Annotated in this window: 22 protein-coding genes; 15 read left to right on the top strand and 7 right to left on the bottom strand. The window is 67.9% G+C overall.

Features of this window, described 5'->3' with window-relative positions; genetic code table 11:
- The first annotated feature begins 68 nt into the window (after positions 1 to 68).
- From QTH91_RS10155 to QTH91_RS10120, 8 genes are all read left to right on the top strand, one after another.
- Positions 69 to 299 carry a hypothetical protein gene (locus QTH91_RS10155; RefSeq protein WP_286659959.1) on the top strand — a complete coding sequence of 77 codons (231 nt, stop codon included), beginning with the start codon at positions 69 to 71 and terminating at the stop codon, positions 297 to 299.
- A gap of 168 nt (positions 300 to 467) precedes the next feature.
- Positions 468 to 1,604 (top strand): NAD(P)H-dependent glycerol-3-phosphate dehydrogenase, encoded by a 1,137-nt coding sequence (locus QTH91_RS10150; RefSeq protein WP_286659958.1) that lies wholly within the window; start codon positions 468 to 470, stop codon positions 1,602 to 1,604.
- A complete protein-coding gene (locus QTH91_RS10145) occupies positions 1,601 to 2,368 on the top strand; it encodes an HAD-IIB family hydrolase (protein ID WP_286659957.1) in 768 nt (255 codons plus the stop codon). The genes QTH91_RS10150 and QTH91_RS10145 overlap by 4 nt, the downstream gene beginning before the upstream one ends.
- A gap of 56 nt (positions 2,369 to 2,424) precedes the next feature.
- Positions 2,425 to 3,903: a glucosylglycerol-phosphate synthase gene (ggpS, locus tag QTH91_RS10140; RefSeq protein WP_286659956.1), complete on the top strand. Its 1,479-nt coding sequence runs from the start codon at positions 2,425 to 2,427 to the stop codon at positions 3,901 to 3,903.
- A 78-nt stretch (positions 3,904 to 3,981) separates the two neighbouring features.
- The gene (locus tag QTH91_RS10135; RefSeq protein WP_286659955.1) at positions 3,982 to 5,235 is read left to right on the top strand and encodes a molybdopterin molybdotransferase MoeA; all 1,254 of its coding nucleotides are present in this window, start codon (positions 3,982 to 3,984) and stop codon (positions 5,233 to 5,235) included.
- The gene (locus tag QTH91_RS10130) at positions 5,232 to 7,145 is read left to right on the top strand and encodes a molybdopterin biosynthesis protein (RefSeq protein WP_286659954.1); all 1,914 of its coding nucleotides are present in this window, start codon (positions 5,232 to 5,234) and stop codon (positions 7,143 to 7,145) included. The genes QTH91_RS10135 and QTH91_RS10130 overlap by 4 nt, the downstream gene beginning before the upstream one ends.
- Before the next feature lie 134 nt (positions 7,146 to 7,279).
- Positions 7,280 to 8,098, top strand: coding sequence for an ABC transporter substrate-binding protein (locus QTH91_RS10125; protein ID WP_286659953.1), 819 nt, complete (start codon positions 7,280 to 7,282; stop codon positions 8,096 to 8,098).
- 82 nt (positions 8,099 to 8,180) lie between these two features.
- Positions 8,181 to 9,329, top strand: coding sequence for a substrate-binding domain-containing protein (locus QTH91_RS10120; protein ID WP_286659952.1), 1,149 nt, complete (start codon positions 8,181 to 8,183; stop codon positions 9,327 to 9,329).
- Between the two features lie 3 nt (positions 9,330 to 9,332).
- Here QTH91_RS10120 and mobA read toward each other — a convergent pair whose 3' ends face one another.
- The 5 genes from mobA to QTH91_RS10095 are packed head-to-tail and all read right to left on the bottom strand — an operon-like array spanning position 9,333 to position 13,740.
- Positions 9,333 to 9,944 (bottom strand): molybdenum cofactor guanylyltransferase MobA, encoded by a 612-nt coding sequence (gene mobA / locus QTH91_RS10115; RefSeq protein ID WP_286659951.1) that lies wholly within the window; start codon positions 9,942 to 9,944, stop codon positions 9,333 to 9,335.
- Positions 9,941 to 10,558 (bottom strand): TorD/DmsD family molecular chaperone, encoded by a 618-nt coding sequence (locus QTH91_RS10110; protein ID WP_286659950.1) that lies wholly within the window; start codon positions 10,556 to 10,558, stop codon positions 9,941 to 9,943. The genes mobA and QTH91_RS10110 overlap by 4 nt, the downstream gene beginning before the upstream one ends.
- Positions 10,555 to 12,726: a 4Fe-4S binding protein gene (locus tag QTH91_RS10105; protein WP_286659949.1), complete on the bottom strand. Its 2,172-nt coding sequence runs from the start codon at positions 12,724 to 12,726 to the stop codon at positions 10,555 to 10,557. The genes QTH91_RS10110 and QTH91_RS10105 overlap by 4 nt, the downstream gene beginning before the upstream one ends.
- Complete coding sequence (locus QTH91_RS10100) at positions 12,632 to 13,249, bottom strand: DUF3306 domain-containing protein (RefSeq protein WP_286659948.1); 618 nt, start codon at positions 13,247 to 13,249, stop codon at positions 12,632 to 12,634. The genes QTH91_RS10105 and QTH91_RS10100 overlap by 95 nt, the downstream gene beginning before the upstream one ends.
- Positions 13,249 to 13,740: a DUF3305 domain-containing protein gene (locus tag QTH91_RS10095; RefSeq protein WP_286659947.1), complete on the bottom strand. Its 492-nt coding sequence runs from the start codon at positions 13,738 to 13,740 to the stop codon at positions 13,249 to 13,251. The genes QTH91_RS10100 and QTH91_RS10095 overlap by 1 nt, the downstream gene beginning before the upstream one ends.
- Positions 13,741 to 13,922: 182 nt before the next feature.
- On the opposite strand from QTH91_RS10095, the gene QTH91_RS10090 reads away from it, so the two are divergent.
- From QTH91_RS10090 to QTH91_RS10060, 7 genes are all read left to right on the top strand, one after another.
- Complete coding sequence (locus QTH91_RS10090; RefSeq protein ID WP_286659946.1) at positions 13,923 to 14,150, top strand: formate dehydrogenase; 228 nt, start codon at positions 13,923 to 13,925, stop codon at positions 14,148 to 14,150.
- Positions 14,151 to 14,164: 14 nt separating this feature from the next.
- On the top strand, positions 14,165 to 17,143 hold the full coding sequence (locus QTH91_RS10085) for a formate dehydrogenase subunit alpha (RefSeq protein WP_286659945.1): 2,979 nt from the start codon (positions 14,165 to 14,167) through the stop codon (positions 17,141 to 17,143).
- A 13-nt stretch (positions 17,144 to 17,156) separates the two neighbouring features.
- Positions 17,157 to 17,750, top strand: coding sequence for a formate dehydrogenase FDH3 subunit beta (gene fdh3B / locus QTH91_RS10080; RefSeq protein WP_286659944.1), 594 nt, complete (start codon positions 17,157 to 17,159; stop codon positions 17,748 to 17,750).
- Positions 17,747 to 17,983, top strand: a complete 237-nt coding sequence (locus QTH91_RS10075) for a hypothetical protein (RefSeq protein ID WP_286659943.1) — start codon at positions 17,747 to 17,749, stop codon at positions 17,981 to 17,983. Before fdh3B ends, QTH91_RS10075 begins: the two co-directional genes overlap by 4 nt.
- 21 nt (positions 17,984 to 18,004) lie before the next feature.
- Positions 18,005 to 19,144: a formate dehydrogenase subunit gamma gene (locus QTH91_RS10070; protein WP_286659942.1), complete on the top strand. Its 1,140-nt coding sequence runs from the start codon at positions 18,005 to 18,007 to the stop codon at positions 19,142 to 19,144.
- Between the two features lie 39 nt (positions 19,145 to 19,183).
- Positions 19,184 to 19,546 (top strand): hypothetical protein, encoded by a 363-nt coding sequence (locus tag QTH91_RS10065; protein ID WP_286659941.1) that lies wholly within the window; start codon positions 19,184 to 19,186, stop codon positions 19,544 to 19,546.
- Positions 19,547 to 19,641: 95 nt separating this feature from the next.
- On the top strand, positions 19,642 to 21,126 hold the full coding sequence (locus QTH91_RS10060; RefSeq protein ID WP_286659940.1) for an ABC transporter permease: 1,485 nt from the start codon (positions 19,642 to 19,644) through the stop codon (positions 21,124 to 21,126).
- A gap of 18 nt (positions 21,127 to 21,144) precedes the next feature.
- On the opposite strand, the gene QTH91_RS10055 is transcribed toward QTH91_RS10060, so the two are convergent.
- The gene (locus QTH91_RS10055; RefSeq protein ID WP_286659939.1) at positions 21,145 to 22,056 is read right to left on the bottom strand and encodes a formate dehydrogenase accessory sulfurtransferase FdhD; all 912 of its coding nucleotides are present in this window, start codon (positions 22,054 to 22,056) and stop codon (positions 21,145 to 21,147) included.
- Positions 22,057 to 22,064: 8 nt separating this feature from the next.
- A complete protein-coding gene (gene fdhF / locus QTH91_RS10050; protein WP_286659938.1) occupies positions 22,065 to 24,938 on the bottom strand; it encodes a formate dehydrogenase subunit alpha in 2,874 nt (957 codons plus the stop codon).

Genomic DNA, 24,938 nt, shown 5'->3' with positions numbered 1-24,938 from the left:
TTCAGAAATGTTGCGGCCGTTACAATGATGGACCTCGATCGCTTGCCGCACTCACGGTGCGGCGCACTTTGAACAAGGAAGAACGGTTGCGGAATTCCGCCCCCATTCGCGCCTCCCACGGCGTCCGCCACGGACGCGTTGCACACGGGGGCGCGCTCGCCACATTGCCCACCTGGCTGAGTGATTCGCTCAGCTGCGGGATGCTGCGCTCGCGCAATTGCCTGTCGCCGCTGCTTCGCGACGAGCTGCCTTTTCATCTGCTGATCTCCGAACTCTCCGCCAAGCCTCCGGCGGCCTGAGTCTTCACGCGACCGCGCACACCGCCCGCATCGCGGCGGCAGTGCGCTTGTCTTCCCGTCGCAACGTTCCTCGACGCAGCCGCGCGTTCGCTCGCCCGCACCTGCGCTTCGCCCATCGGCCCATCCTGCGGCCGGTGCTTCGACCCCACACAACGAAGAGGAGTCCACATGGCACGGATCACCCGTCCTTCCCCCACCCCCAACCATTCGCCTCGCAAGGCATCCGGCCTCGCGGACGTGCCCGAGCGCATCGCCGTCGTCGGCGGTGGCGCCTGGGGCACCGCGTTGGCCATCAGCGCCGCACGCGCAGGCCGCAGCACCACGCTGTGGGTGCGCGAAGCCGACCTGGCCCAGCGCATGCGCACCACGCGCGAGAACGATGTGTTCCTGCCCGGCCATCGCCTGCCGCCGCATGTCACCGTGCACGAGGCGCTGGGCGACGCGGTCCGCGGCGCCGATGCCGCCTTGCTCGTCGTGCCTTCGCAGCACCTGCGCGCCACATGCAAGGCGCTCGCGAGGGTCGCGCCCAAAAAGCTGCCGCTGGTCATCTGCGCCAAGGGCATCGAACACACCAGTGGCCTGTTGATGGCGCAGGTGGTCGAGCAATGCTTGCCCGATCATCCGCTGGCCGTCCTGTCGGGGCCCACCTTCGCGAGCGAAGTGGCACAGGGCCAGCCGACCGCCGTCACGCTGGCTTCGGAAGATGCGGCGAGCGATCAGGAGCACTCGCTGGCCGCACGCCTGGCCGCCGCCCTGGGCACACCCACCTTCCGCCCCTATGTGACCGACGACCTGCGCGGCGTGGAAGTGGGCGGTGCGGTGAAGAACGTGCTGGCCATCGCCAGCGGCATTGCGCAGGGCCTGGGCTTCGGTGCGAATGCGCGCGCCGCCCTCATCACGCGCGGGCTGGAGGAAGTGCGCCAGTTGACGCTGGCCCTCGGCGGGCGCAGCGACACCGTCTACGGCCTTGCAGGGCTGGGCGACCTGTCGCTCACCTGCTCGAGCGAACAGTCGCGCAACATGCGATTCGGCATGGGCCTGGCGGCGGGGCGCTCCGAGCTCGACATCTTCGACGGCCGCCCCGTGGTGGTCGAGGGCCGCGACAACGTGGTGCCGGTGACCGACCTGGCACGACGGCTCGAAGTCGAGATGCCCATCTGCGAAGCCGTGCGCGCCGTCGTCGCTGAAGGCGCGCCGATCGGCGACGTGATGGTGCAACTGCTCTCCCGGCCATTCCGCGCCGAGGCCAGAGGGCTGTCGCTGCAGATCGCGCAGCCCGACCAACCCGTGGAGATGCGCCTGTGAGCTTGCCCGACCACCACCTGCTCCACACCGCGCCGCAGCGCCCCCTGGTGCTGGCCACCGACCTGGACGGCACCTTCCTGGGCGGCAGCGACGAGCAGCGCGCGCACCTGTACCGCTGGATCGACGACCACCGCGAGCACGTGACGCTGGTCTTCGTGACCGGCCGCGACCTGCCCTTCATCCGCAACCTGGTGCGCGCCACGAACGTGCCCGCGCCCGACTACGTGATCGGCGACGTCGGTACCACCATCGCCGGCGGATTGGACATCGAGCCGATCGAAGAACTCGAGCGCCCGATCGCGCAGCTCTGGGGCGATGCCGGCGCGCGCATGCAGGCCCTGCTCAAGGACGAGCCGGGCCTGCGCCTGCAGGACACGCCCTTCCGCTATCGCCTGAGCTACTACTACGAGCCGGACAAGCTGTCGCCCGACACCGCGCGCAAGGTGCGCGATGCCGGCTTCGACTGCCTGCTTTCGGCCGACCTCTACCTGGACGTGCTGCCGCCCGGCATCTCGAAGGGGCCGACGCTGCTGCGCCTGGCCGAGCACCTGCAGTGGCCGCGCGAATCGCTGCTGGTGGCCGGCGACACGCTCAACGACCTGTCGCTGTTCCAGACCGGCCTGACGGGCGTGGCCGTCGGCAACTCGGAGCCGGCCCTGCGTGCGCACCTGGACGAATGGCCCCTGGTCTGCCAGAGCCCGCTGCCCGGCGCCGCGGGCATTGCCGATGCGCTGCGCTTCCACGGCTTCGTGCCAGGCGACTGAGCAACACGACCCGCGCGCCCTCATCTTTTTCCCCGAACGAACCGCAGAACAACATCATGAAGAAATCGAACCTGGTGATCGTCTACCACCGCCAGCCCTATGAGGAGATCGAGGTCGACGGCAAGATCGTCTACCGCGAGCACAAGAGTCCCAACGGCATCGTGCCGACGCTCAAGAGCTTCTTCGGCGCCGTCGAGCGCGGCGCGTGGGTGGCCTGGAAGCAGGTCGACCCGAAGCACAAGGACAAGGACTTCGAGCAGGTCGTTCGCATGAACGACTCCTACGGCGAATACAACGTCTCGCGCCTGCCGCTGACCGCCGCGCAGGTGCGCAGCTTCTATCACGTGACCTCGAAAGAGGCGCTGTGGCCGATCCTGCATTCGTTCCCCGAACGCTACAACTACGACGCCGTCGACTGGCCGGTGTTCCGCGAGGTCAACCGCCTGTTCGCCGAAGCGGCCGTGGCCCAGGCCGAGCAGGGCGCCACCATCTGGGTGCACGACTACAACCTGTGGCTGGTGCCCGGCTACGTGCGAGAAATGCGGCCGGACGTGCGCATCGCCTTCTTCCACCACACGCCGTTCCCGTCGTCGAGCATCTTCAACATCCTGCCCTGGCGCGACGAGATCATCGAAAGCCTGCTGGCCTGCGACCACGTGGGATTTCACATCCCGCGCTACGCGTCGGGCTTCGTGGCGACGGCGCGCAACCTCAAGGGCGTGGAAATCGTCGAGGAGGTAGACGTGGAGCCCACGCTGTCGCCGGTGGGCCTGGCCTTGTCCGAAGCGTCGGTCGCCACGCGGATCCGGCACAACGGCCACGAGATCCGGGTCGATTCGATCCCGGTCGGCACGAACGTGCGCTACATCGGCGAAGTGGCCGCCAACGACGCGACGACCGAGCGCGAGGCCAGCATCCGCGAGGCGCTGGGCGGACGCAAGCTCATCATCTCGGTGGGGCGCAGCGACTACACCAAGGGCACGCGCGACATGCTGCTGGCCTTCGAGCGCCTGCTGGAAAGCCGCCCCGAGCTGGCCACCGAGGTGCAGCTGCTGGTGACGTCCGTCGCGGCCGCGAACGGCATGGCTGTTTACCGCAAGGTGCAGCACGAGATCGAGCAGATCGCCGGGCGCATCAACGGCCGCTTCGGCACGTTGGCGGCGCAGCCGCTGCTGCTGATGACCTCGGCCATCCCGTTCGAGGAACTGATCGCCTACTACCGCTGCGCCGATGTGTGCTGGATCACACCGCTGCGCGACGGCCTGAACCTGGTGGCCAAGGAGTACGTGGCCGCGCGCCGCGGCATGGACGGGGTGCTGGTGCTGTCGGAATTCACCGGCGCATCCGTCGAGCTGGCCGGCGCCCTGCTGGTCAACCCCTACTCGCGCCACCTGATGGACGAAGCCATCGAGCGCGCGCTGGACATGCCCAAGGAAGAGCAGCGCACACGCATGCAGCGCATGGGCGCCAGCGTGGAGAAGTACGACTCCACCCACTGGGCCACGCACACGCTGCAGAGCTTCCGGCAGATGTAGCAAAGGGCATCGGATCGGCCGCCGGGCCATGGAAAGCCACGAGTGCCGCAGGCTCGGGGCGACCCATATACTGATTCGATGTCCAGCCGTCCCCCAAGCATTTCGTCCGACGTCCGCATGCGCGGCTTTTCCCAGCGCGCGGAAGTCGGCGTCGGGTTGAACTGGATCGATGCGAACGCACAGGCGCTGCCCGGCGAAGATGTTTCGCTCGACGACGTCGTGTCCCGCGTGCTGTCGGTCGATGTGAGCGCCGCCATCGCCGTTCCTGAATTCAATCGCGCGGCCATGGACGGATTTGCGCTGCGCGGCGCGGAAACCACCGGCGCTGGCGAGTACAACCCGCTCGAATTCAAGGTGGTCGGCCAGTCGATGCCCGGCCGGCCTTTCGAAGGCGGCATCGCGCCGCAATCGGCGATCCGCATCATGACCGGCGCGCCGGTCCCCGAGGGCGTGGACTCGGTGGTGCCCGCCGAATACGCCACCGAGCAGAACGGCATGCTCGTCATCACCCGCGCAGTCGCGCCGGGTCAGCATGTCGGGCATGTGGGCGAAGACATCGCGCTCGGCTCGACCGTGCTGTCCGCCGGCCGCCGCCTGCGTCCGCAGGATGCCGGGGTCGCCGCCTCGCTGGGCCTTCCTCGGCTGGCGGTGGTGCGCCAACCCCGCGTACGCCTGCTCGTGACGGGCAACGAGGTGCGTGCGCCGGGCGAATCGAAGAAGCCCTTCGAGATCTTCGACGCCAACTCTTCCATGCTGCGCGGCCTGGTCCGCCGCGATGGCGGCATCGTCGAGTCGCATGTGCGCCTGGGCGACGACCCTTCGTCCATCCGCGAGGCCATGGCTAGGCCAGGCGCCGACGTGCTGCTCATCTCGGGCGGATCGAGCGTCGGCACGGAAGACCATGCGCCCAGGCTGCTGGCCGAACTGGGCGAGTTGGCCGTGCACGGCGTGGCCATGCGGCCATCGAGTCCGGCCGGCATGGGCCGCGTCGGCGAGACGCTGGTGTTTCTCCTTCCGGGCAACCCGGTGTCGTGCCTTTGCGCCTACGACTTCTTCGCCGGCCGTGCGATCCGCCGTCTCGGCGGCCTGCCGGCGCAATGGCCCTATCGCCAGACCCAAGCCGTGGTGGCGCGCAAGATCGTCTCGCAGATCGGGCGGGTCGACTATGTGCGCGTGCGGCTCGGTGCCGAAGGCGTGGAGCCGCTGGCGCTGTCCGGCGCGTCGATGCTCAGTTCGACCACGCGTGCCGACGGCTTCGTGGTCGTGCCCGCCGACAGCGAGGGGCACGGCCCCGGCAGCGACGTGACTGTTCATCTCTACGAGTACGTGTGAAAACCCAATCGCAATTCCTTCAGGTCCTGACCCGGGACGAGGCCGAGCGCCGCTTCCAGGAACACCTGCGCCTGGCGCCGCTGGGCGCCGAATCCGTGCCGCTGCATGCCGCGCTGGGCCGCGTGCTCGCGGCCGACGTGGCAGCGCCCATCGACGTGCCGGGCTTCGACCGCTCGAACGTCGACGGCTTCGCGCTGCAGGCGGCCGACACCTGGGGCGCGATGGAAGAAGAGGCGCGCACGCTGTCGCTCAACACCGAGACCCTGGCGCCCGGCATCGTGCCGGCTGAACAAGTGCGGCGCGGCGTGGCCACCACCATCGCCACCGGCGGCATGCTGCCGCGCGGCGCCGATGCGGTGGTGATGGTCGAGCACACCGACGTGGCGGGCGAGCAGCTGGAAGTGCGGCGCGCGATCACGGTGGGCGAGAACGTCAGCTATGCGGGCACCGACATCGCCCGCGGCGAAACGGTGCTTCGCGCCGGTGTGCCGCTGAGCTCGCGCGAGATCGGCGTGCTCGCTGCCCTGGGCCTGGCCGAGGTCAGCGTGCATCGCCGCCCGCGCGTGGCCATCTTCTCCACCGGCAACGAGATCGTGGCGCCCGGCAAGCCGCTGCCGACCGGCGCCGTGTACGACTCCAACGCGGCCATCATCAGCGCCGCCGTCGAGGAGCTGGGCGGCCAAGCCGTACGCCTGGGCGTCATCCCGGACGACGAGGTCGCGCTCTCGGAAGCGCTGGCCACCGGACTGCAATACGACGCGGTGGTGTTCTCGGGCGGAACGTCGAAGGGCGAAGGCGACCTGTCGTACCGCGTGGTGAATGCGCTGAACGACCCCGGCATCGTGGCGCACGGCGTGGCGCTCAAGCCGGGCAAGCCGATCTGCCTGGCAGTGACCGACGGCAAACCGGTGGTGATCCTGCCGGGCTTCCCGACATCGGCGGTCTTCACCTTCCATGAATTCCTGGCGCCGGTGATCCGCGCCTTCGCGGGCATGCCGCCCCAGCGGCGCGAACACGTGGCGGCCACGCTGCCGATGCGCATCAATTCCGAACGCGGTCGCACCGAATACCTGCTGGTGGGACTGGTGCCCACGGAGGATGGCCTGAGCGCCTATCCGATGGGCAAGGGCTCGGGATCGGTCACCACCTTCAGCGGCGCCGACGGCTTCATCACGATCGACCAGCACACCGAGATCCTCGATGCCGGCGACCCCGTGCAGGTGCAACTGCTGGGCAAGGGGCTCGATCCTGCGGACCTGATCTTCATCGGCAGCCATTGCGTCGGCCTCGACTGGCTGGCCGGCGAGCTGATCCGCGCGGGCATCCGCATCAAGTCGATGAGCGTGGGCAGCTCCGGTGGCCTCATGGCCGCCAAGCGGGGCGAATGCGACATCGCGGGCATCCATCTGATGGACCCGGCCACGGGCGTCTACAACACGCCGCTGCTGACGCCGGCGCTGACGCTGATCCCCGGCTATGGCCGCATGCAGGGCATCGTCCATCGCATCGGCGACCCGCGCTTCGAAGGCCGGGATGCGGCCGCTGCCATTGCCGCGGCGGCCGCCGATGCGGACTGCACCATGGTCAACCGCAACGCCGGCAGCGGCACGCGCATCCTGATCGACCGGTTGCTCGGCGGGGCCCAACCGCCGGGCTACGGCGTGCAGACCAAGTCGCACAACGCCGTGGCGGTCGCCGTGGCGCAAAAGCGCGCCGACTGGGGCATGGCGATCGACACCGTCGCGCAACAGTACGGGCTGGGGTTTATACCCGTCCAGGAAGAGCGCTACGACTTCGTGGTGCCCACCGCGCGGCTGACGCGCGAACCGGTGCAGGCTTTCATGCGCCTGCTCCAATCCGCTCCAGCAAAGGCTGCGCTGGGAAAACTGGGTTTTCGCATCGACGCCTGAGCGCGCGGCGAAGCGGGTGATCGCGCCGCGCGCGGCCATGCGCCGCCACAACCTATGCTGCGCCGGTCATATGGCGCATGGGAGGGGACGTCGACAGAATCGACGCGTCATACGAAACACCCCGCCCCAAGCCCATGATTTCCCGCAGAACACTCACTCTCCTCGCGCTGGCCGCCAGCCTGTCCGCACCGCTGACCTGGGCGCAGGACAAGTTCATCGTCCTGGCCTCGACCACCTCCACCGAGCAATCGGGCTTGTTCAAGCATCTTCTGCCGGCCTTCACCAAGACGTCGGGCATCGAGGTGCGCGTGGTCGCGGTGGGCACCGGCCAGGCGCTGGACATGGGACGGCGCGGCGATGCCGATGCGCTGTTCGTTCATGACCAGCCGGCCGAAGAGAAGTTCGTCGCCGAGGGCTTCGGCATCGAGCGCCGCCCGGTCATGTACAACGACTTCGTGCTCATCGGACCGAAGTCCGATCCGGCCAAGGTGCGCGGCAACGACATCGCGGCCGCGCTCAAGCACCTGAGCGGCACCAAGGCCGACTTCATCTCGCGCGGCGACAAGAGCGGCACGCACTCGGCCGAACTGCGGCAATGGAAGATCGCCGGCATCGACCTGGCCAGCGCCAAGCCCGCCGGCTACAAGGAGTGCGGCTGCGGCATGGGGCAGGCGCTGAACATCGCTTCGTCCACCAACGCCTACGTGCTGTCCGACCGTGGCACCTGGCTCAACTTCAAGAACCGGGGCGACCTGGCCATCCTGGTCGAAGGCGACAAGCGGCTGTTCAACCAGTACGGCGTGATCGTGGTGAACCCGGCCAAGTTTGCGCACGTGAAGAAGGACCTGGCCCAGAAGTTCGCCGACTGGGTCGTCTCGCGCGACGGCCAGGAGACCATCGCCTCCTACAAGATCGGCGGCGAGCAACTGTTCTTCCCGAACGCGAATCAGTGAGCGCCGGGCCCCTGGGGGCCTGGCAACGGCTGTCCCGCATCGCCGTGGGACACTCCGGGCATTTGCCGCCCCGCTGCCGTCCATGAGCTCACCCCGTCCCGGCATCCACCTGCGCTACACCTTCGAATCCGGCCAGCCCCACGGCCAACACGGCGCGCAGATCGAGAACCCGCTTTTCGACCTGCTGTCGCAGCTCCAGGCGCACGGCTCGATCAGCGCGGCGGCTCGCGCGCAAGGCATGTCGTATCGCCACGCCTGGGGCTCGCTCAAACATTGGGAAGAAGTGCTCGGCTCGCCGCTGGTGCTGTGGAGCCAGGGCAAGCACGCGCGGCTGACGCCCTTTGCGCAGCGCCTTCTGTGGGCCGAGCGCCAAGCCCGGGTCCGCATGACGCCGCACGTCGAAGCCTTGCGCGCCGAACTGGCCCGCGCCTTCGCGCTGGCCGCCGATGCCGCACTCGAGGTGCTGGAGATCTTCGCCAGCCACGACCTCGGCCTGCCCAAGCTGCAGACGCTGGCCGAGGAGCGCGACGGCCTGCACATCGGCCTGCGCTTTGCCGGTAGCCAGGAGGCGCTGCGCGCGCTCAACGCCGGCCGTTGCCGCGTCGCGGGCTTTCATGTGGCGCAGCAGGCCGACAGCGACAGCATGATGGCCCGGGTTCTGCGCCCGCTGCTGCAACCCGGCAAGCACAAGCTGATCGGCAGCCACTGGCGCCGGCAGGGCTGGATCTGGCGCAAGGGCGATGCCCGACCCGACAGCGTCGAGGCGCTGCGCACCGGCCGCTGGCGCTTCGTGTCGCGCCAACCCGAATCGGGCACTCGCCTGCTCACCGACCACCTGCTGGCGCAGGCCGGGCTGCGCGCCGACGAAGTGCCGGGCTACACCACCTGCATCGAAGACACGCACGTCGCCGTCGCCGCGGCCATCGCCGCCGGCACCGCGGACGTGGGCATCGGCATCGAGGCCGCCGCGGCCGAGGCCGGCCTGGCCTTCTCACCGTTGGTGGACGAGAACTACTACCTGCTTTGCCTGAAGGAAGATCTGGAGACGCCGTCCATTCGCACCTTGCGCGAGCGGCTTGCGTCGCCGGATTGGGCCGAAGCGCTGGCGCCCCTGCCCGGCTACGGCGTCAGGCAGCCGGGCGAGGTGCTGTCGCTGACCGAAGCGCTGCCCTGGTGGCACTATGCGCGGCCCAAGCGCGACCCGGCGAAGCCGGCGCGCAGCCGCGCCTGAACCTCAACGCTGCAGTTGCCGCAGCTCGTCGGTGGTGTTGGCGTTGGCGAAATCGGCGGGCTCATCGAACACCACTTCCACCATCCGGTGCCGCGCGGTCCAGCGATCGACCTTGCGCTCGCCAGCGTGCAGAAAGGCGACCAGGCTTTCGACCAGGCTCGTGCGAAGCAGGCAGAACACCGGCTGACGGCGCAACTGGCCTTCTTCGTTCAGGGCGGCCATGGCGATCTCGGCGTCCTGCTCGGCCGCGGCGGCAGCCAGTCGCGCGACCAGGTCGAGCGGAAAGTTGGGCGAGTCGCAGGGCACGGTCACGAGCCATTCGGTCTGCGCATGCTCCAGTCCGGCCAGCAGCCCGGCCAGCGGGCCGGCGTAGTCTTCGATCGGGTCGGGCCACACCGGCACGCCCATGGCCTCGTAAGCGGCCAGATTGCGGTTGGCGCTGATCATGACTTCGCCCACCTGGGGCGCAAGCCGGAGCAGCGCATGCAGCGCCAGCGGCATGCCCAGGTGGGACTGCAGGCCCTTGTCGACGCCGCCCATGCGGCTGCCGCGGCCGCCGGCGAGCACCAGGCCGGTGATGCTTTCGATGGGAATGGCCATGTCCGTCGCACTCATGCTTCGAGCAGGTCGAAAGCCTGCGTCTCGACCTGGACGAACGCCAGCGTCATCGCCGCGACAGCCCGCCAAAGGTCGGCGGCGGGCTGCGCATCGACGGCCTTGCAAAGCGCTTCGATCCAGGGCTGGATGTGCGCGCGGAAAAAGCGGCGCTGCTGCTCGAGGTTGCTCACGCCCGCGTCATCGCCGGCAATCAGGTAGCGCATCACCTCGAACAGGAAGGACACGTGGTCCTCGGTTTCGAGCAGCGCGGCATCCCGCGTCAGGCCGATCGCCGCGAGGTCGGTGCGCAGTTGCGCCAGCGGCTTCTCGTTGACGAAGCCGGCCAGAAAGAACGAGGCATACGGAAACACCTCCGGCTTGCCCACGCCCTGGAACAGCGCCGCGAATTCGGCCGCGGCAGATTCGACGGTGGCCGCACGCATGCGCGCCACCAGCGCCTGCCAGGGCGCTTCGAGCGCACTGCCGGTCTCGGGGGCCTGCGTCACGGCGACGCGGAACTGATCGAGCATGCCTGCATCGGGCGGGGCCAGCCACAGGCTGGCGAGCAGGCCGTAGAGCTCGGCACGCGCGACTTCCTCGCTGAACGGATCGGTGGAGAGTTCGGTGTTCACAGGTCGGTGATGCGGACTTCGCTCTTGCTGGAATGGAGGTCGATGACGCGGCAGTCCGCGCACATCTTCAGGCGTTCGGCGGCTGCACCCTGAAAGGCAGCATGTCCCGAAAGCTTGGTGATCATGGTCTCGATGGCGCGCAGGGTGCCAAAGGGCTTGGCACAACGCACGCAATGGAAGGGCTGCGCCTCGTGCAGCACGCGCGAGCGCATGCGCGCACGGCCTTCGTCGGCCAGCAGCAGGCGGGGCACCAGGGCGATCGCGTCCTCGGGGCAGGTGGTCTGGCAAAGGCCGCACTGCACGCAGTTCTTCTCGATGAATCCGAGTTGCGGCCGATCGGGGTTGTCGGCCAGCGCGCCCGCCGGGCATGCGCCCACGCAGGACAGGCACAGCGTGCACTTTGCGGCATCGACCGCGAGACTGCCGAACAACGCGCCCGCCTCCGGCAGCGCGATGGCCTGCGGCGCCTCGGCCACAGCGGGCATGTGCTCGATCAGGTGCGCCAGCGCCAGTTCGAGCGTCGCGCGCTTGTCCTGCTGGATGGCGAAGTCGGCCGCCTTGGGCACGCCCTTCGCAGGCGGAGCGCGAAGTGCCGTATCGAGGGCGGCGACGTCGGCAGCGTCGATCAGCCTGAAGTGTTCGCCCGCATAGCCCAGCCCATGCACGATGGCCTGCGCCTGGGCCATCTGGTCGGCCAAGGCCTGCCGGTATTGCGGCGCCTCGGTTTCGCCAACCATCACCCAAACCTGGTTCGCGCCCTGGGCGAAGGCCGACAGCCACACGTCCAGGCCCACGCTGGCGCTGTGCCACACCGCCATCGGCAGCACGCGCGCCGGCACGCCGTGCGCCTTCCCGATGCTGGCCAGGCGCCCGAGCGCATCGATGCGCGCCGTGCCTTCCTCCTGGCTGTGCAGCAGCAGCGCCGCGTCGCGTCCGCCGGCCGCCGAATAGGTGGCAAGCAGTGCGCGCACGCGGCGGCCAAGGTCTGCCGGGCTGGGGTATCCGAAGCCCAGCGCGCCGGTCGGGCAGACGGTGCTGCACGCGCCGCAGCCCACGCACAGATGCGGCTCGACCACGATGCCGCCCATCGCCTGGGCGGAGGCCGCACGCGCGATGCCGGCTGACTTGCCCTTGAGCGACGCGTCGGACCGGATCGCCTTCGCCGAGCACACGTCGATGCACGCCGAGCAGCCGATCTGCTGATTGCGGCTGTGCGCGCAGAGTTTTTGCTCGTAGCGGAAGAACTTGGGCTTCTCGAACTCGCCCACCATCTCGCGCAACGCGACGATGGCCGGCATGAGCTGCGACTCGCCCGCCGCATGGAAGTAGCCCTGCGGTGGCTGGTGCATGGTGAATGCCGGCGTTTCGCGCAGGTCCAGCACCAGGTCGAAGCGGCCTTCGTCGCTGCGTGCGGCGCGCTCGAAGTCGATGGCGCCCGCTGCCTCGCACACCGCCACGCAAGCGCGGTGCGACTTGCAGCGCGCCAGATCGATCTGGTAGCCGAAGTCGATGGCGCCCTCGGGGCAGGCCTCGATGCAGGCATTGCAGCGGGTGCACAGGTCGAGGCTGATGGGGTTGGCGGTTTCCCATCGCGCATCGAACGCGCCCAACCATCCCGTCAGGCCCGTGAGTCGGCCCTGCACGGCCACGCGATCGTGGGCCTGGGCCAGTTGTCCGCCCTCGACCAGCAAGGTGATGTCCAGCTTGTCGGCCATCAAAGCGGCGGCGGCCTGCGCGCGCTCCGCCCTGCCGATGACGAGGCAGCGCCCTGACGAGCGATAGCTCACCGTGGCCACCGGCTCCGGCGGTGGCAGTTGGGCAGCGGCGATCAGCGCAGCGAGCTTGGGCGTCGCCTTGTCGCCGTCGCGCGACCAGCCCCCGGTCTCGCGCAGGTTGAAGAACCGGATGGGGCGTTCGGCGAGCGCAGGGGCGCCTTCGGTCTGCTCGGCCAGTTCCAGGAAGAGTTGGCTTTCCTGGGTGCAGGCCACCAGCAGATCCTCGCCGGACTTGGCGGCTCGCTGGAATGCCGGCGCCTCGCGCCTGCACAGCACCGAGTGGACTTCTTCCAGGCCGTCAGCCTTGGCGCCCGGTACCTTCGCCAGTGCCCGGCTCAGGGCCGGACGGTCCAGGGTCATGGAGCGATTGCAATCGCAGATCAGGGTTTTCATCGTGGGGTTTCGTGGCGACCGTTTCGTCGACGGTGCCGTTTTCTGGTTGGCCTGGCTTTTCCGGCTCGACCAAGCCCAGGTATGCAGCCTGCGCCATCTGGCGCAGCATCGAAGCGGGCAAGGGGTCAGGCTTGCCGTAGTCGTCGATGTAGACGTCCAGCCCGTCCATCACATTGAAGTGCGGATCGCTGAACAACTTCTTCAAGGCGGCGTTGCGAACCTCGCCGCTCACCTCTGGCGCGACGAATCGCGAAAAGTCGGACTGGTGATCGAGCGTGGCCACGTCGTCGAGCGTCAGCGGCGGCGCATCGGGCTGGCCTTGCGCGGCATCGTGCCCCGCTGCATCGCGAGCTTTCTCGGACACGGCAGGCAAGGCCTGCTCACCTTGGCCCGCCACGCCGCCGGTCGCAGGCACCGGCACATCGGCCGGCGCGGGCTTGATCGGCAACTCTTCGCCGCGGCGGGCCCGGACCTTGCGCTGCGACCAGCGCGACAGGAAGCCCTTGTCTTCCTCGCTGGACATCAGCGGCGCTCCTCGGGTGCCAGGAACGAAGCTGGGCGCTTGCGCTGCTTGGGTTCGGGCCGATAGTGGGCGTCCACGTAGGCCTGCAAGGCTTCGCGCACCGAGGTGTCGAGCGGACAGTTGTCCACCCGCTCCTGCGCGTCGAGCAAGCGGCCGGCCTCGTTGTAGGACAGCGTGACGATCTCCGGGCGGGCCAGCGAAGGATCGGCATCGTCGATGCGCCACATCACGAACCACACGGGCGCACCGGATGTCAGGTTGAGGTAGTACCCCTCTGCCTCGTCGCGATGCAGGCTCACCGGCATGGCGGGGAACAGCCACTGCGTGGATTCGCCGTCATCGCGCAGCACGCGCGCAGCGTCGCCGAAACGCCCGTCGTCAATGACGACCTCCGAAATGGTGAAGCGCCAATCCTCCCAGCGGCTGGGTTGCCGTTGACGATCGACGCGTACTGCGACGCGCAAGGAAGGCGGGATATCGCTGGAGAACACCGTGGGCAATGAGGCGCGCTTGGCGCGTTGAAGTCGGCTCGACCGGATCAGTTTATGCCCGCGTGCAAAGGCTTCAACCTATGGGTGGAATCCCTGGGCGGACATACAAGTATTTACAGCATATGCTTGAATCGTCATATTTGACGCTGCGCCGGCCCATGCGCCGGAAAGAGGTTAGCCAGATGCAACAGCCAGACCCCTCGCGCGATTCGCGCCAGCACGCCCTTTCTCGCCGCAAACTCGTCGCCCGAGCCAGCGTGGCCGGTGCGGCCGCGGCTGCCGCCGCCGCACTGCCGGCGGTGACTCAAGGCGCAAAGGCCGCGCCGTCGGTCGGGGCAAAGCCCGACACCGGCAGCGGCTACCAGCTCACCGAACACGTGAAGCGCTACTACCGGACCGCCAAGGTCTAGCGAGGAATCCGCACATGCTGCTTACCCGCAAGACAAGCGCCGCGAACGGCGCATCGGCCCGTAGCTCGGGACTGGTCCATCACCTGGCGCGCGGGCTGTCGCATGCCGTGCCCACCATCGACCGCCGGGCCTTCCTGCGCCGCTCCGGTCTGGGGGTCGGCGCCGGCATCGCCGCCTCGCAACTCACGCTGGTCAGAAAGGCCGAAGCGGCAGAAAAGGCGCCGGCCACCGGCACCGGCAAGGTCGAGGTCAAGCGCACGGTGTGCGGCCATTGCTCGGTGGGCTGCGCGGTCGACGCCGTGGTCGAGAACGGCGTGTGGGTGCGTCAGGAACCCGTGTTCGACTCGCCCATCAATCTCGGTGCGCACTGTGCCAAGGGCGCGGCGCTGCGCGAGCACGGGCATGGCGAGTTCCGCCTCAAGTACCCGATGAAGCTCGTCAACGGCAAGTACCAGCGCATGAGCTGGGACCAGGCCTTGCAGGAAATCACGGCCAAGATGCTGGAGCTGAAGAAGGCCAGCGGCCCGGACTCCATCTTCGTGGTGGGCTCGTCCAAGCACAACAACGAGCAGGCGTACCTGCTGCGCAAGTGGCTCTCGCTCTGGGGCAGCAACAACACCGACCACCAGGCCCGCATCTGCCACAGCACCACCGTCGCCGGCGTCGCCAACACCTGGGGCTACGGGGCGATGACGAATTCGTACAACGACATGCAGAACGCCAAGGCGGCGCTGTATATCGGATCGAATGCCGCCGAGGCGCACCCGGTGTCGATGGTGCACATGCTGCATGCCAAGGAAACCGGCTGCAAGATGATCGTGGTCGATCCGCGCTTCACGCGCACGGCCGCCAAGGCAGACGAATACGTCCGCATCCGTTCGGGCAGCGACATCGCCTTCCTCTACGGCGTGCTCTACCACGTGTTCAAGAACGGGTGGGAAGACAAGCAGTACGTCAACGACCGCGTCTTCGGCATGGACAAGGTCCGCGAAGAGGTGATGGCCAAGTGGACCCCCGAGAAGGTGCAGGAAGTCTGCGGCGTGGACGAGGCCACCACGCTCAAGGTGGCCAGGATCATGGCCGAGAACCGCCCGAGCACGCTGGTGTGGTGCATGGGCCAGACCCAGCACACCATCGGCAATGCGATGGTGCGCGCCTCCTGCATCCTGCAGCTGGCGCTGGGCAACATCGGCAAGTCGGGCGGCGGCGCCAACATCTTCCGCGGCCACGACAACGTGCAGGGCGCGACCGATGTCGGCCCCAACCCCGATTCGCTGCCGGGCTACTACGGCCTGGCCGAAGGTTCGTTCAAGCACTTCGCCGCCACCTGGGGCGTGGACTTCGAGTGGATCAAGAAACAGTACGCGCCCGGCATGATGACCAAGCCGGGCATGACGGTCTCGCGCTGGATCGACGGTGTTCTTGAAAAGAACGAGCTGATCGACCAGGACAGCAACCTTCGCGGCCTGTTCTTCTGGGGCCACGCGCCGAACTCGCAGACCCGCGGGCTCGAGATGAAGACGGCGATGGACAAGCTCGACCTGCTGGTCGTCGTCGACCCCTACCCCAGCGCGACGGCCGCCATGGCCGCCATGCCTGGCAAGCCCAGCGAGCTCAATCCGAACCGGGCGGTGTATCTGCTGCCCGCCTGCACGCAGTTCGAGACCAGCGGCTCCTGTACCGCGTCGAACCGGTCCATCCAATGGCGTGAAAAGGTGATCGAGCCGCTGTGGGAAAGCCGCAGCGACCACATGATCATGTACCAGCTGGCCGAGAAGCTGGGCTTCGGCAAGGAGCTGGTCAAGAACTACAAGATGCAGAAGGTCAAGGGCATGGACGAGCCCGTGCCGGAAGACATCCTGCGCGAGATCAACAAGTGCGTCTGGACCATCGGCTACACCGGCCAGAGCCCCGAGCGGATCAAGGCGCACATGCGCAACATGCACGTGTTCGACGTGAAGAGCTTGCGCGCCAAGGGCGGCATCGACAAGGAAACCGGCTATTCGCTCGACGGCGACTACTTCGGCCTGCCCTGGCCGTGCTGGGGCACGCCCGAGATGAAGCACCCGGGCACCGCCAATCTGTACGACACCAGCCTGAACGTCATGGATGGCGGCGGCAACTTCCGCGCCAATTTCGGCGTGGAGCGCGACGGGCAGTCTTTGCTGGCGGCCGACGGCTCGCACAGCAAGGGCTCGGACCTGACCACCGGCTACCCGGAATTCGACCATGTCCTGCTCAAGAAGCTGGGCTGGTGGAGCGAGTTGAGCGAGGCCGAGCAGAAGGCCGCGGACGGCAAGAACTGGAAGACCGACCCCACCGGCGCGATCATCCGCGTGGTCATGAAGAACCATGGCTGCCACCCCTTCGGCAACGCCAAGGCGCGCGCCGTGGTCTGGAACTTCCCGGATCCGATCCCGCAGCACCGCGAGCCGCTCTACAGCACCCGGCCCGACCTGATCGCCAAGTACCCCACGCACGACGACAAGAGGGCCTTCTGGCGCCTGCCCACGCTCTACAAATCGGTGCAGGAAAAGAACAAGGACATCGGCAAGACCTTCCCGCTCGTCATGACCTCGGGCCGCCTGGTCGAGTACGAAGGCGGCGGCGAGGAAACGCGATCCAACCCCTGGCTGGCCGAGCTGCAGCAGGAGATGTTCGTCGAGATCAACCCCAAGGCCGCCAACGACCGCGGCATCCGCGACGGCGACCAGGTCTGGGTCAGGACGCCTCCCATGGCGGCGCTGCCCGACTTCAAGGGCATGAAGGTGCGTGCCATGGTGACCGAGCGGGTCGACGCGGCGACGGTGTTCCTGCCCTTCCACTTCTCGGGCCACTGGAACGGCGTCGATTTGTCCAAGTACTACCCCGAGGGTGCAGAACCGGTGATTCGCGGCGAAGCCGTCAACACCGGCACCACCTACGGATACGACAGCGTCACGATGATGCAAGAGACCAAGACCACCGTGTGCCAGATCGAGAAGGCCGCATAAAGGAGTCCGTTCAATGGCACGAATGAAGTTCATCTGTGATGCAGAGCGTTGCATCGAATGCAATGGATGCGTCACCGCCTGCAAGGCCGAGAACGACGTCCCCTGGGGCGTGAACCGCCGGCGCGTCGTCACCCTGGGTGACGGACAGCCGGGCGAGAAGAGCATCTCGGTCGCCTGCATGCATTGCAGCGACGCACCCTGCATGGCGGTTTGCCCGGTCGACTGCTTCTACCGCACCGAAGAAGGGGTGGTCCTGCACGACAAGGACGTTTGCATCGGCTGCGGGTACTGCAGCTATGCCTGTCCCTTCGGCGCACCGCAGTTCCCGAGCAACGGCACCTTCGGCATGCGCGGCAAGATGGACAAGTGCACGTTCTGCGCCGGCGGCCCCGAGGAAAACGGCAGCGCTGCCGAGATCGAGAAATACGGCCGCAACCGGCTGGCCGAAGGCAAGCTGCCGGCCTGCGCCGAAATGTGCTCCACCAAGGCCCTGCTGGGTGGCGACGGCGACGTGATCGCCGACATCCTGCGCACCCGTGTCGTGCAGCGCGGCAAGGGCAGCGAAGTCTGGGGTTGGGGAACCGCCTACGGAAAGCCGAAGTCATGAGCAAGCCCGATACCCGTCACGCGGTCGCTATCGTTGTGCTGGCCGCACTGCTGGGCGCCTGCACCGAGCAACCGCAGACCGCCGGCACGAAAGTGCAGCCGAGCAAGACCTGGAGCGGCACGCAGCCGAGCTTCAATGCGGCAGGCTGGAAGCCCGGCGACCAGGCCAGTTGGGCCGAGGAAATCAAGCGGCGCAACCTCAACCAGAACGAATACGTGCGCATTGCACACTGACCACGAATCGGAGGCCTGACGATGAAAGTGGTGTTCTCTCGCTGGCTGCTCGCAGGCCTGTTGCTGGTGGCCTCCGGTGCCTGGGCGCAGGCGCCGGCATCGACCGCCGCCGCGAATGCGCAGAACGGCCCGCCCGCCGGCTTCGTCGCGCCGGCCGAGCCCAAGCCCGATGAAAACAATGCCGCCCGCGAGCGCTCCCAGCCGGGCAACAACGCGCCCTTCTGGCGCGGCGTTCGCCAATCGGGCGAGCAGGCGGGCATCACCAACCTCCCGGGTGTCGAAAAAGGCGTGCTCATCCAGGAGTTCGTGCGCTACCCGGGCTCCGACCACACCAACGCCGGCGAGGCGTGGCGCCAGGTGCGCAACCACTGGATCATTCCCTACGGCGGCTCGTTGATGCTGATCGTGCTGTTGGCCCTCGCCCTGTTCTTCTTCGGTCGTGGTCGCATGGGGCACGAGCATCCCGAAGGTGGCCGCATCGAGCGCTTCACGCCTTTCGAACGGGCCGCGCATTGGCTCAACGCGATCGCTTTCGTTTTGCTGGCGGTCTCGGGCATCGTCATGGCGTTCGGCAAGTTCTTCCTCCTGCCGGTGCTCGGAAGCTCGATCTTCGGCACGCTGACCTATGGGCTCAAGACGTTGCACAACTTCGTCGGGCCGCTGTTCGCGGTGACGCTCGTGGTGATCATCCTGACTTTCATCAAGGACAACTTCCCGCAGCCGGGCGACTGGGCCTGGATCAAGAAGGCCGGCGGCATGTTCTCCAAGCAGGAAGTGCCTTCGCACCGCTTCAATGCAGGCGAAAAACTCATCTTCTGGGGCGGCGTGTTGGCGCTGGGCCTGACGGTGGTGGCCTCGGGGCTGGTGCTCGACCACCTGGTTCCCAGCCTGGTCTTCACGCGCGGCGCCATGCAGATCGCGCACATGTTCCATGCCATCGCCGCCGTGCTGATGATGTGCGCGTTCTTCGGCCATATCTACCTGGGCACCATCGGCATGCGCGGCGCCTACGGCGCGATGCGCCGCGGCTACGTCAGCGAAGGCTGGGCCAAGGAACATCACGAACTCTGGTACGAGGACATCCGGGCCGGGAAGATTCCCGCACAGCGATCGGGCCAGGGCAGCGCTGCCAAGCCGGCGCCCCGCACGCGCGAGGCCTGATCCCGCTTGCAACCCGCCTTGCACACGAAAGACGCCCCCATGAAAGCCACCCTCGCTCTGCTGGTCCTGTCGCTCGCCGCCGCCCATGCATCGGCCAAGCTTCCGCCCCCGTCCGACGAAGCCAAGGCCAAAGCTGCGGAAACAGCGGCCAAGACCGCTTGGGGCGACAAGGTCGCTGCTTACCAGTTGTGCGAAGCGCAGAACAAGGTGGCCGCCGCCTATCTCGAAAAGGCACGGGCGAACGGCAAGACCTTGCAGCCGACGTCCACGCCGGCTTGCACCGACCCGGGGCCTCTGGAGGCCAAGCCGCTCGAGGCAGCGGGCGCGCATTCTCCGCCGCAAACCGCGGCCTCGCCACCCAGCACGACCCAGCCTGCGGCACCCGCGGGCGCCAAGCCCTGAGCCTTTTGAGGCTGCGTCACGCAGCCTTGGTCAACCACGGTCGAGGCTGACACCTACGGGCAAGTTCACCGGCTGCGGTAAAAAGCAGCCCGCGCATGAACACAATGTCCGACAGCTGGGGATTGGCCTGGCAACTCATCCTGCACGCCGATGCCGAACTCCTTCGCATCGCCTCCTTGTCCCTCCAGGTCAGTGCCTCGGCTTGCGTGGTGGGCGCGCTGCTCGGGCTGCTGCTCGGCGCCTGGCTGGCCGTGGCGGAGTTCCCGGGGCATTCGATCGCCGTCTGGTTGGTCAACACCCTTCTGGCGCTCCCGGCCGTGGTGGTGGGCCTGCTGGTCTACTTGCTGCTCTCGCGCTCAGGCCCTCTAGGCGAACTGGGCATTCTCTTCACGCCATCGGCGATGGTGGTGGCGCAGAGCGTCCTGGTCACGCCACTGATCGCCGCGCTGTCGCGGCGCCTGGTGCTCGCCGCCCTGGCCGAAGGCGGTGACCAGTTCCGCTCGCTGGGGGCCCGGCCATTGACAGTGGCGCTCCTGATGCTCGTGCATGAACGCATGGGTGTCGCCACCGTGCTGCTCACCGCCTTCGCCCGCGCCATTGCAGAGGTCGGCGCCGTGATGATCGTGGGCGGCAACATCGCCGGCGTCACCCGTGTGATGACCACCACCATCGCCCTGGAGACCAGCAAGGGCGATCTGGCCCTGGCCCTTGCGCTGGGCTTCGTGCTGCTGGCCGTGGTCGGTGTGGTCAACGGCGCGATGGGTGTCCTGCATCGCCTCGGCAGCCGCGTGCAGCACCCGGTTCAGCCTGTGAGTGCGGCCGTGCCAACGCCCGCGACGACGCCCCCCGCAGCCGTGACGGTCGACACGGGGCCCCTTGCCATCCTCGACAAGGCCACGGTGCGCCTGGGCGCCGTCACGGCCCTGCGCGATGTGTCGCTCACCCTGCGGCGTGGCGACCGCCTCGTGCTGGTCGGGGCAAATGGCTCGGGCAAGACCACGCTGCTCAAGCTCCTTCACGGCCTGGTGCCGCATACGGGGCGGTGCGACTTCCTGCCCCTGCAACCGGAAGGCCGACCGCCGCGCCTGGCGATGGTTTTCCAGCAGACCTTTCTGCTGAACCTGTCCGTCGGGCGCAATCTCCGCATCGGCCTGTGGCTGGCGGGCGTGCCGGCGGCGCAGCGGGCCGAGCGATGCCGGCAGGCCCTGGCGCGCGTGGGCTTGCTGGGCCACATCGCCCGCCCGGCCCGGACGCTGTCCGGCGGCCAGCAGCAGCGCCTGGGGATTGCGCGGGCCTGGTCGCAGCAGCCCGACCTGCTGCTCCTGGACGAGCCGACGGCCAGCCTGGACCCGAGCGCCAAGCACGAGGTCGAGAACCTGATCGAGGAGATCGGCGCCAGCGGCATCACCATCGTCGCGAGCACGCACAACCTGGGGCAGGCCAAGCGCCTGGCCACGCGCGTGGCCTACCTGCAGAGCGGGGAATTGATCGCGGTGCGGCCGGTGGAACAGTTCTTCCAGGGCGAGCCGTTGCCCGAGAAGGCCGAGCAGTTTCTCAAGGGCGAACTGGGCTGGCGCTGAGCATCGGCGCCGCGGACTTCACTCGTCGGCCAACGCCCGGGCCGGCTCCTGCACCTGCGGCTGTGCATCGAAGCGCTCGGCGCCGCTGTAGCAGAGAAAGTGGCGGTTCGCCGCCCGACCGAACAGTGTCATGCCGAGCCTCACGGCCAGTTCATGCCCCATGGCCGTCACGCCGTTGCGCGACACGATGATCGGCACCCCCATGTGGGCCGACTTCATGACCATCTCGCTCGTCAGGCGCCCGGTGGTGTAGAAGACCTTGTCGCCGCCGCTCACGCCGTGCATCGCCATCCAGCCGGCGATGGTGTCGATGGCGTTGTGCCGTCCGACGTCCTCCACGAAGACCAGCATGTCGCTGCCGCTGAACAACGCGCAGCCATGCACGGAGCCCGCCTGCCGATGGACGTTGTCGCGAGCACGCATCGATTCGAGGATGCGCAGCAGCGTGCCCTGGTCGATGCGCGCCGCTTGCGCGCTCGGCAGCCGCACGGCGTCGATCTGGGCCATGGCGTCGCCGAACACCGTGCCCTGGCCGCAGCCGGTGGTCACGACGCGACGCGCCGTCTTCTCGGCAAGGCCGGTGACGCCCGCATGTGTCTTGATGGCCGCGGCCTCGACGCTCCAGTCGACGTCGATGCTCTCGACCTCGCCCACGCGCGCGATGAGGTTCTGGTTGAGCAGATAGCCCAGCACCAGCAGTTCGGGCGACGCGCCCAGGGTCATCAGCGTCACGAGCTCGCGCTTGTCGAGAAAGACGGTGAGCGGCCTCTCCGACGGAATGTCGATGTCGCGGCGCTCGCCATGCTGGTCGACGATCTCGATCCGGCGCAGCAACTCGCCGCGTGCATGGCTCAGGCGCGGCGCATCGGGGCGCCTGGGCAGCGGCAAGGCAGCAAAGGCGAGCGATGCTTCGTCTTCAAAAGAGGGCATGCACCATCCTACGCCAGCACGGGCCCTTCCTTCATGCCCTTGCGCTCGAAGCCCACCACCGGTGCGGGTGTGCCGCCGGGCCGCACATCGACCGCACAGTACTTGAACTCGGGAATCTTCCCGAACGGGTCCAGCGCGGCATTGGTCAGCAGGTTGGCCGCGGCCTCGTAATAGGCGAAGGGAATGAACACCGCGCCCGTCGGCGTGCCATCGTCACGCCGGACCGTGAGTGCCACTTCGCCGCGGCGCGACTTGACCGTGATGACATCGCCCGCATCGAGCCCAAGCTTGCGCAGGTCGCCGCCGTTCATCGATGCGGTGGCGATGGGCTCGATGGCATCGAGCACGCTCGCGCGCCGCGTCATGCTGCCGGTGTGCCAGTGCTCCAGCTGGCGGCCGGTGATCAGCACGAACGGGTACTCGGTATCGGGGCGCTCGTCGGCCGGGATGATGTCCGCCGGCACCAGCTTCACGCGGCCGTCGTTCGTCGCGAAGGCGTCGATGAACACGGTGGGCTGGCCCGGATCGTCTTCCGACAGGCAGGGGTAGGTCACGCTCTGCTCGCGCTCGATGCGCTCCCAGGTGACGCCCTCGATCACCGCACTCATCGCCTGGCGCATTTCCTCGTACACCTCGGCCACGCCGCACTCGGGCCCCTGGTAGTTCCACGGCAGGCCCATGCGGGCGGCGATCTGCTGGATGATCCACAGGTCGGGCTTGGCATCGCCCGGCGGATTGAGGGCGCGGCGGCCCATCTGGATCATGCGATCGGTGTTGGTGACCGTGCCTGTCTTTTCAGGCCAGGCGCTGGCGGGCAGCACCACGTCGGCGTACCAGGCCGTCTCGGTCATGAAGATGTCCTGCACGACCAGGTGATCGAGCGAGGCCAGCGCATGGCGTGCATGGTTGAGGTCCGGATCGCTCATCGCGGGGTTCTCGCCCATGATGTACATGCCGCGGATCTTGTGCGGATCGCTGTCCGGAGCCAGCGCCTTGTGCATGATCTCGACCACGGTGTAGCCGGGCTTGTCGTCCAGCGGCGTTTCCCAGAAGTTCTCGAACCAGGCATGCACGCCCGGATCGTCCACGCGCTGGTAGTTGGGCAGCATCATGGGAATCAGGCCGGCATCGCTGGCACCCTGCACGTTGTTCTGGCCGCGCAGCGGATGCAAGCCACTGCCCGGCTTGCCGATCTGCCCGGTGACGCTGACCAGGGCGATCAGGCAGCGCGCGTTGTCGGTGCCGTGCACGTGCTGGCTCACGCCCATGCCCCACAGGATCATCGATCCCTTGCTGGTCGCGAATTCACGCGCCACTTCGCGGATGGTCTCGGCCGGAATGCCGCAGATCGGCGCCATGGCCTCGGCCGAGTAGCCCTGCACGTTGGCCTTGAGCGCCTCGTAGTTGCTGGCCCTGCGCGTGAGGAAGTCGGCGTCCACCAGGCCTTCGTCGATGACGGTGTGGATCATCGCGTTGAGCAGCGCGACGTCGGTGTCGGGGCGGAACTGGAGCGTGCGCCAGGCGTATCGGCCGATGTCGGTGACACGCGGGTCGGCCAGCACGATCTTCGTGCCGCGCTTGGCCGCGTTCTTCATCCAGGTGGCGGCCACGGGGTGGTTGGCCGTGGGGTTCGAGCCGATCACCAGGATCAGGCCCGCGTTCTCGACGTCGCCCACCTGGTTGCTGACCGCGCCCGAGCCCACGCCTTCGAGCAGCGCCGCCACGCTGGAGGCATGGCACAGGCGGGTGCAGTGGTCGACGTTGTTGCTGCCGAAGCCCGTGCGCACCAGCTTCTGGAACAGATAAGCCTCTTCGTTGCTGCCCTTGGCGGAGCCGAAGCCCGCCAGCGTCTTGTGCCCGTGCGTGTCGCGCAACTGCCTGAGCTTGCCGCCGGCCAGCTCGAGCGCTTCTTCCCAGGTCGCTTCGCGGAACACGGAGCTCCAGTCGGCCGGATCGCCGATCGCATCGGCATCTTTGGGCACACCGGCTTTGCGGATCAGCGGCTTGGTCAGGCGCTGCGGATGGTGGGCGTAGTCGAAGCCGAAGCGACCCTTCACGCACAGGCGGTCGTGGTTGGCCGGGCCATCGCGCCCGTCCACGCTGACGATGACCTCGTCCTTCACGTTGTAGGTCAGCAGGCAGCCGACGCCGCAGAACGGGCAGACCGAATCGACCTTGCGATCGACCTCCTGCGAGCCGATGTGGCTCTTGGGCATCAGCGCCCCGGTCGGGCAGGCCTGCACGCACTCGCCGCAGGCCACGCAGGTGCTGTCGCCCATGCCGTCCTGCAGGTCGAACACGATCGCGCTGTCATGGCCGCGGAAGGCATAGCCGATCACGTCGTTGACCTGCTCCTCGCGGCAGGCGCGCACGCAGCGGTTGCACTGGATGCAGGCATCGAGGTTGACGGCCATCGCCGGGTGCGACAGGTCGGGCGCCGGTTGCTGGCGGCCGATGGCGGCCAACGCGGGCCGCACGGCCACGTCCATGCGCGTGGCCCATTCGCTTAGTTCGCCGTGCTGCTGGGTCTGGTCGTCACCCACCCACTTGTAGCCTTGCTCGGGCATGTCGGACAGCAGCATCTCGAGCACCATCTTCTGGCTCTTGACGGCACGGTCGCTGCTCGCCTGAACCTTCATGCCGGCGGTCGGTGCGCGGCAGCAGCTGGGCGCCAGCGTGCGTTCGCCGTCGATCTCGACCACGCAGGCGCGGCAGTTGCCGTCGGGCCGGTAGCCGGGCTTGTAGCAAAGGCGCGGAATCTCGACGCCGTAGCGCTCGGCCACCTGAAGGATCGTCTCGCCCTCGTAGCCATGCACCGGCTTGCCGTCGAGCTGGAACTCGACCGCGGTGGGCACCGGGGCGGATGGGTCTCGTGCATTCAT

Source organism: Variovorax dokdonensis (genome assembly GCF_030316895.1).
GTDB lineage: Bacteria > Pseudomonadota > Gammaproteobacteria > Burkholderiales > Burkholderiaceae_C > Variovorax > Variovorax dokdonensis.
Note: the sequence above shows the minus strand (reverse complement) of the source record. Positions and strands in the feature narration are given on the sequence as shown.

Excerpts from the sequence above, each read along its gene's own strand:
- QTH91_RS10135 (WP_286659955.1), top strand. The coding sequence starts at position 3,982 with ATGTCCAGCCGTCCCCCAAGCATTTCGTCCGACGTCCGCATGCGCGGC.
- ggpS (WP_286659956.1), top strand. The coding sequence starts at position 2,425 with ATGAAGAAATCGAACCTGGTGATCGTCTACCACCGCCAGCCCTATGAG.
- QTH91_RS10085 (WP_286659945.1), top strand. The coding sequence starts at position 14,165 with ATGCTGCTTACCCGCAAGACAAGCGCCGCGAACGGCGCATCGGCCCGT.
- QTH91_RS10120 (WP_286659952.1), top strand. The coding sequence starts at position 8,181 with ATGAGCTCACCCCGTCCCGGCATCCACCTGCGCTACACCTTCGAATCC.
- mobA (WP_286659951.1), bottom strand. The coding sequence starts at position 9,944 with ATGAGTGCGACGGACATGGCCATTCCCATCGAAAGCATCACCGGCCTG.
- QTH91_RS10060 (WP_286659940.1), top strand. The coding sequence starts at position 19,642 with ATGAACACAATGTCCGACAGCTGGGGATTGGCCTGGCAACTCATCCTG.
- QTH91_RS10090 (WP_286659946.1), top strand. The coding sequence starts at position 13,923 with ATGCAACAGCCAGACCCCTCGCGCGATTCGCGCCAGCACGCCCTTTCT.
- fdh3B (WP_286659944.1), top strand. The coding sequence starts at position 17,157 with ATGGCACGAATGAAGTTCATCTGTGATGCAGAGCGTTGCATCGAATGC.
- QTH91_RS10100 (WP_286659948.1), bottom strand. The coding sequence starts at position 13,249 with ATGTCCAGCGAGGAAGACAAGGGCTTCCTGTCGCGCTGGTCGCAGCGC.
- QTH91_RS10055 (WP_286659939.1), bottom strand. The coding sequence starts at position 22,056 with ATGCCCTCTTTTGAAGACGAAGCATCGCTCGCCTTTGCTGCCTTGCCG.
- QTH91_RS10070 (WP_286659942.1), top strand. The coding sequence starts at position 18,005 with ATGAAAGTGGTGTTCTCTCGCTGGCTGCTCGCAGGCCTGTTGCTGGTG.
- QTH91_RS10150 (WP_286659958.1), top strand. The coding sequence starts at position 468 with ATGGCACGGATCACCCGTCCTTCCCCCACCCCCAACCATTCGCCTCGC.
- QTH91_RS10075 (WP_286659943.1), top strand. The coding sequence starts at position 17,747 with ATGAGCAAGCCCGATACCCGTCACGCGGTCGCTATCGTTGTGCTGGCC.
- fdhF (WP_286659938.1), bottom strand. The coding sequence starts at position 24,938 with ATGAATGCACGAGACCCATCCGCCCCGGTGCCCACCGCGGTCGAGTTC.
- QTH91_RS10065 (WP_286659941.1), top strand. The coding sequence starts at position 19,184 with ATGAAAGCCACCCTCGCTCTGCTGGTCCTGTCGCTCGCCGCCGCCCAT.
- QTH91_RS10105 (WP_286659949.1), bottom strand. The coding sequence starts at position 12,726 with ATGAAAACCCTGATCTGCGATTGCAATCGCTCCATGACCCTGGACCGT.
- QTH91_RS10125 (WP_286659953.1), top strand. The coding sequence starts at position 7,280 with ATGATTTCCCGCAGAACACTCACTCTCCTCGCGCTGGCCGCCAGCCTG.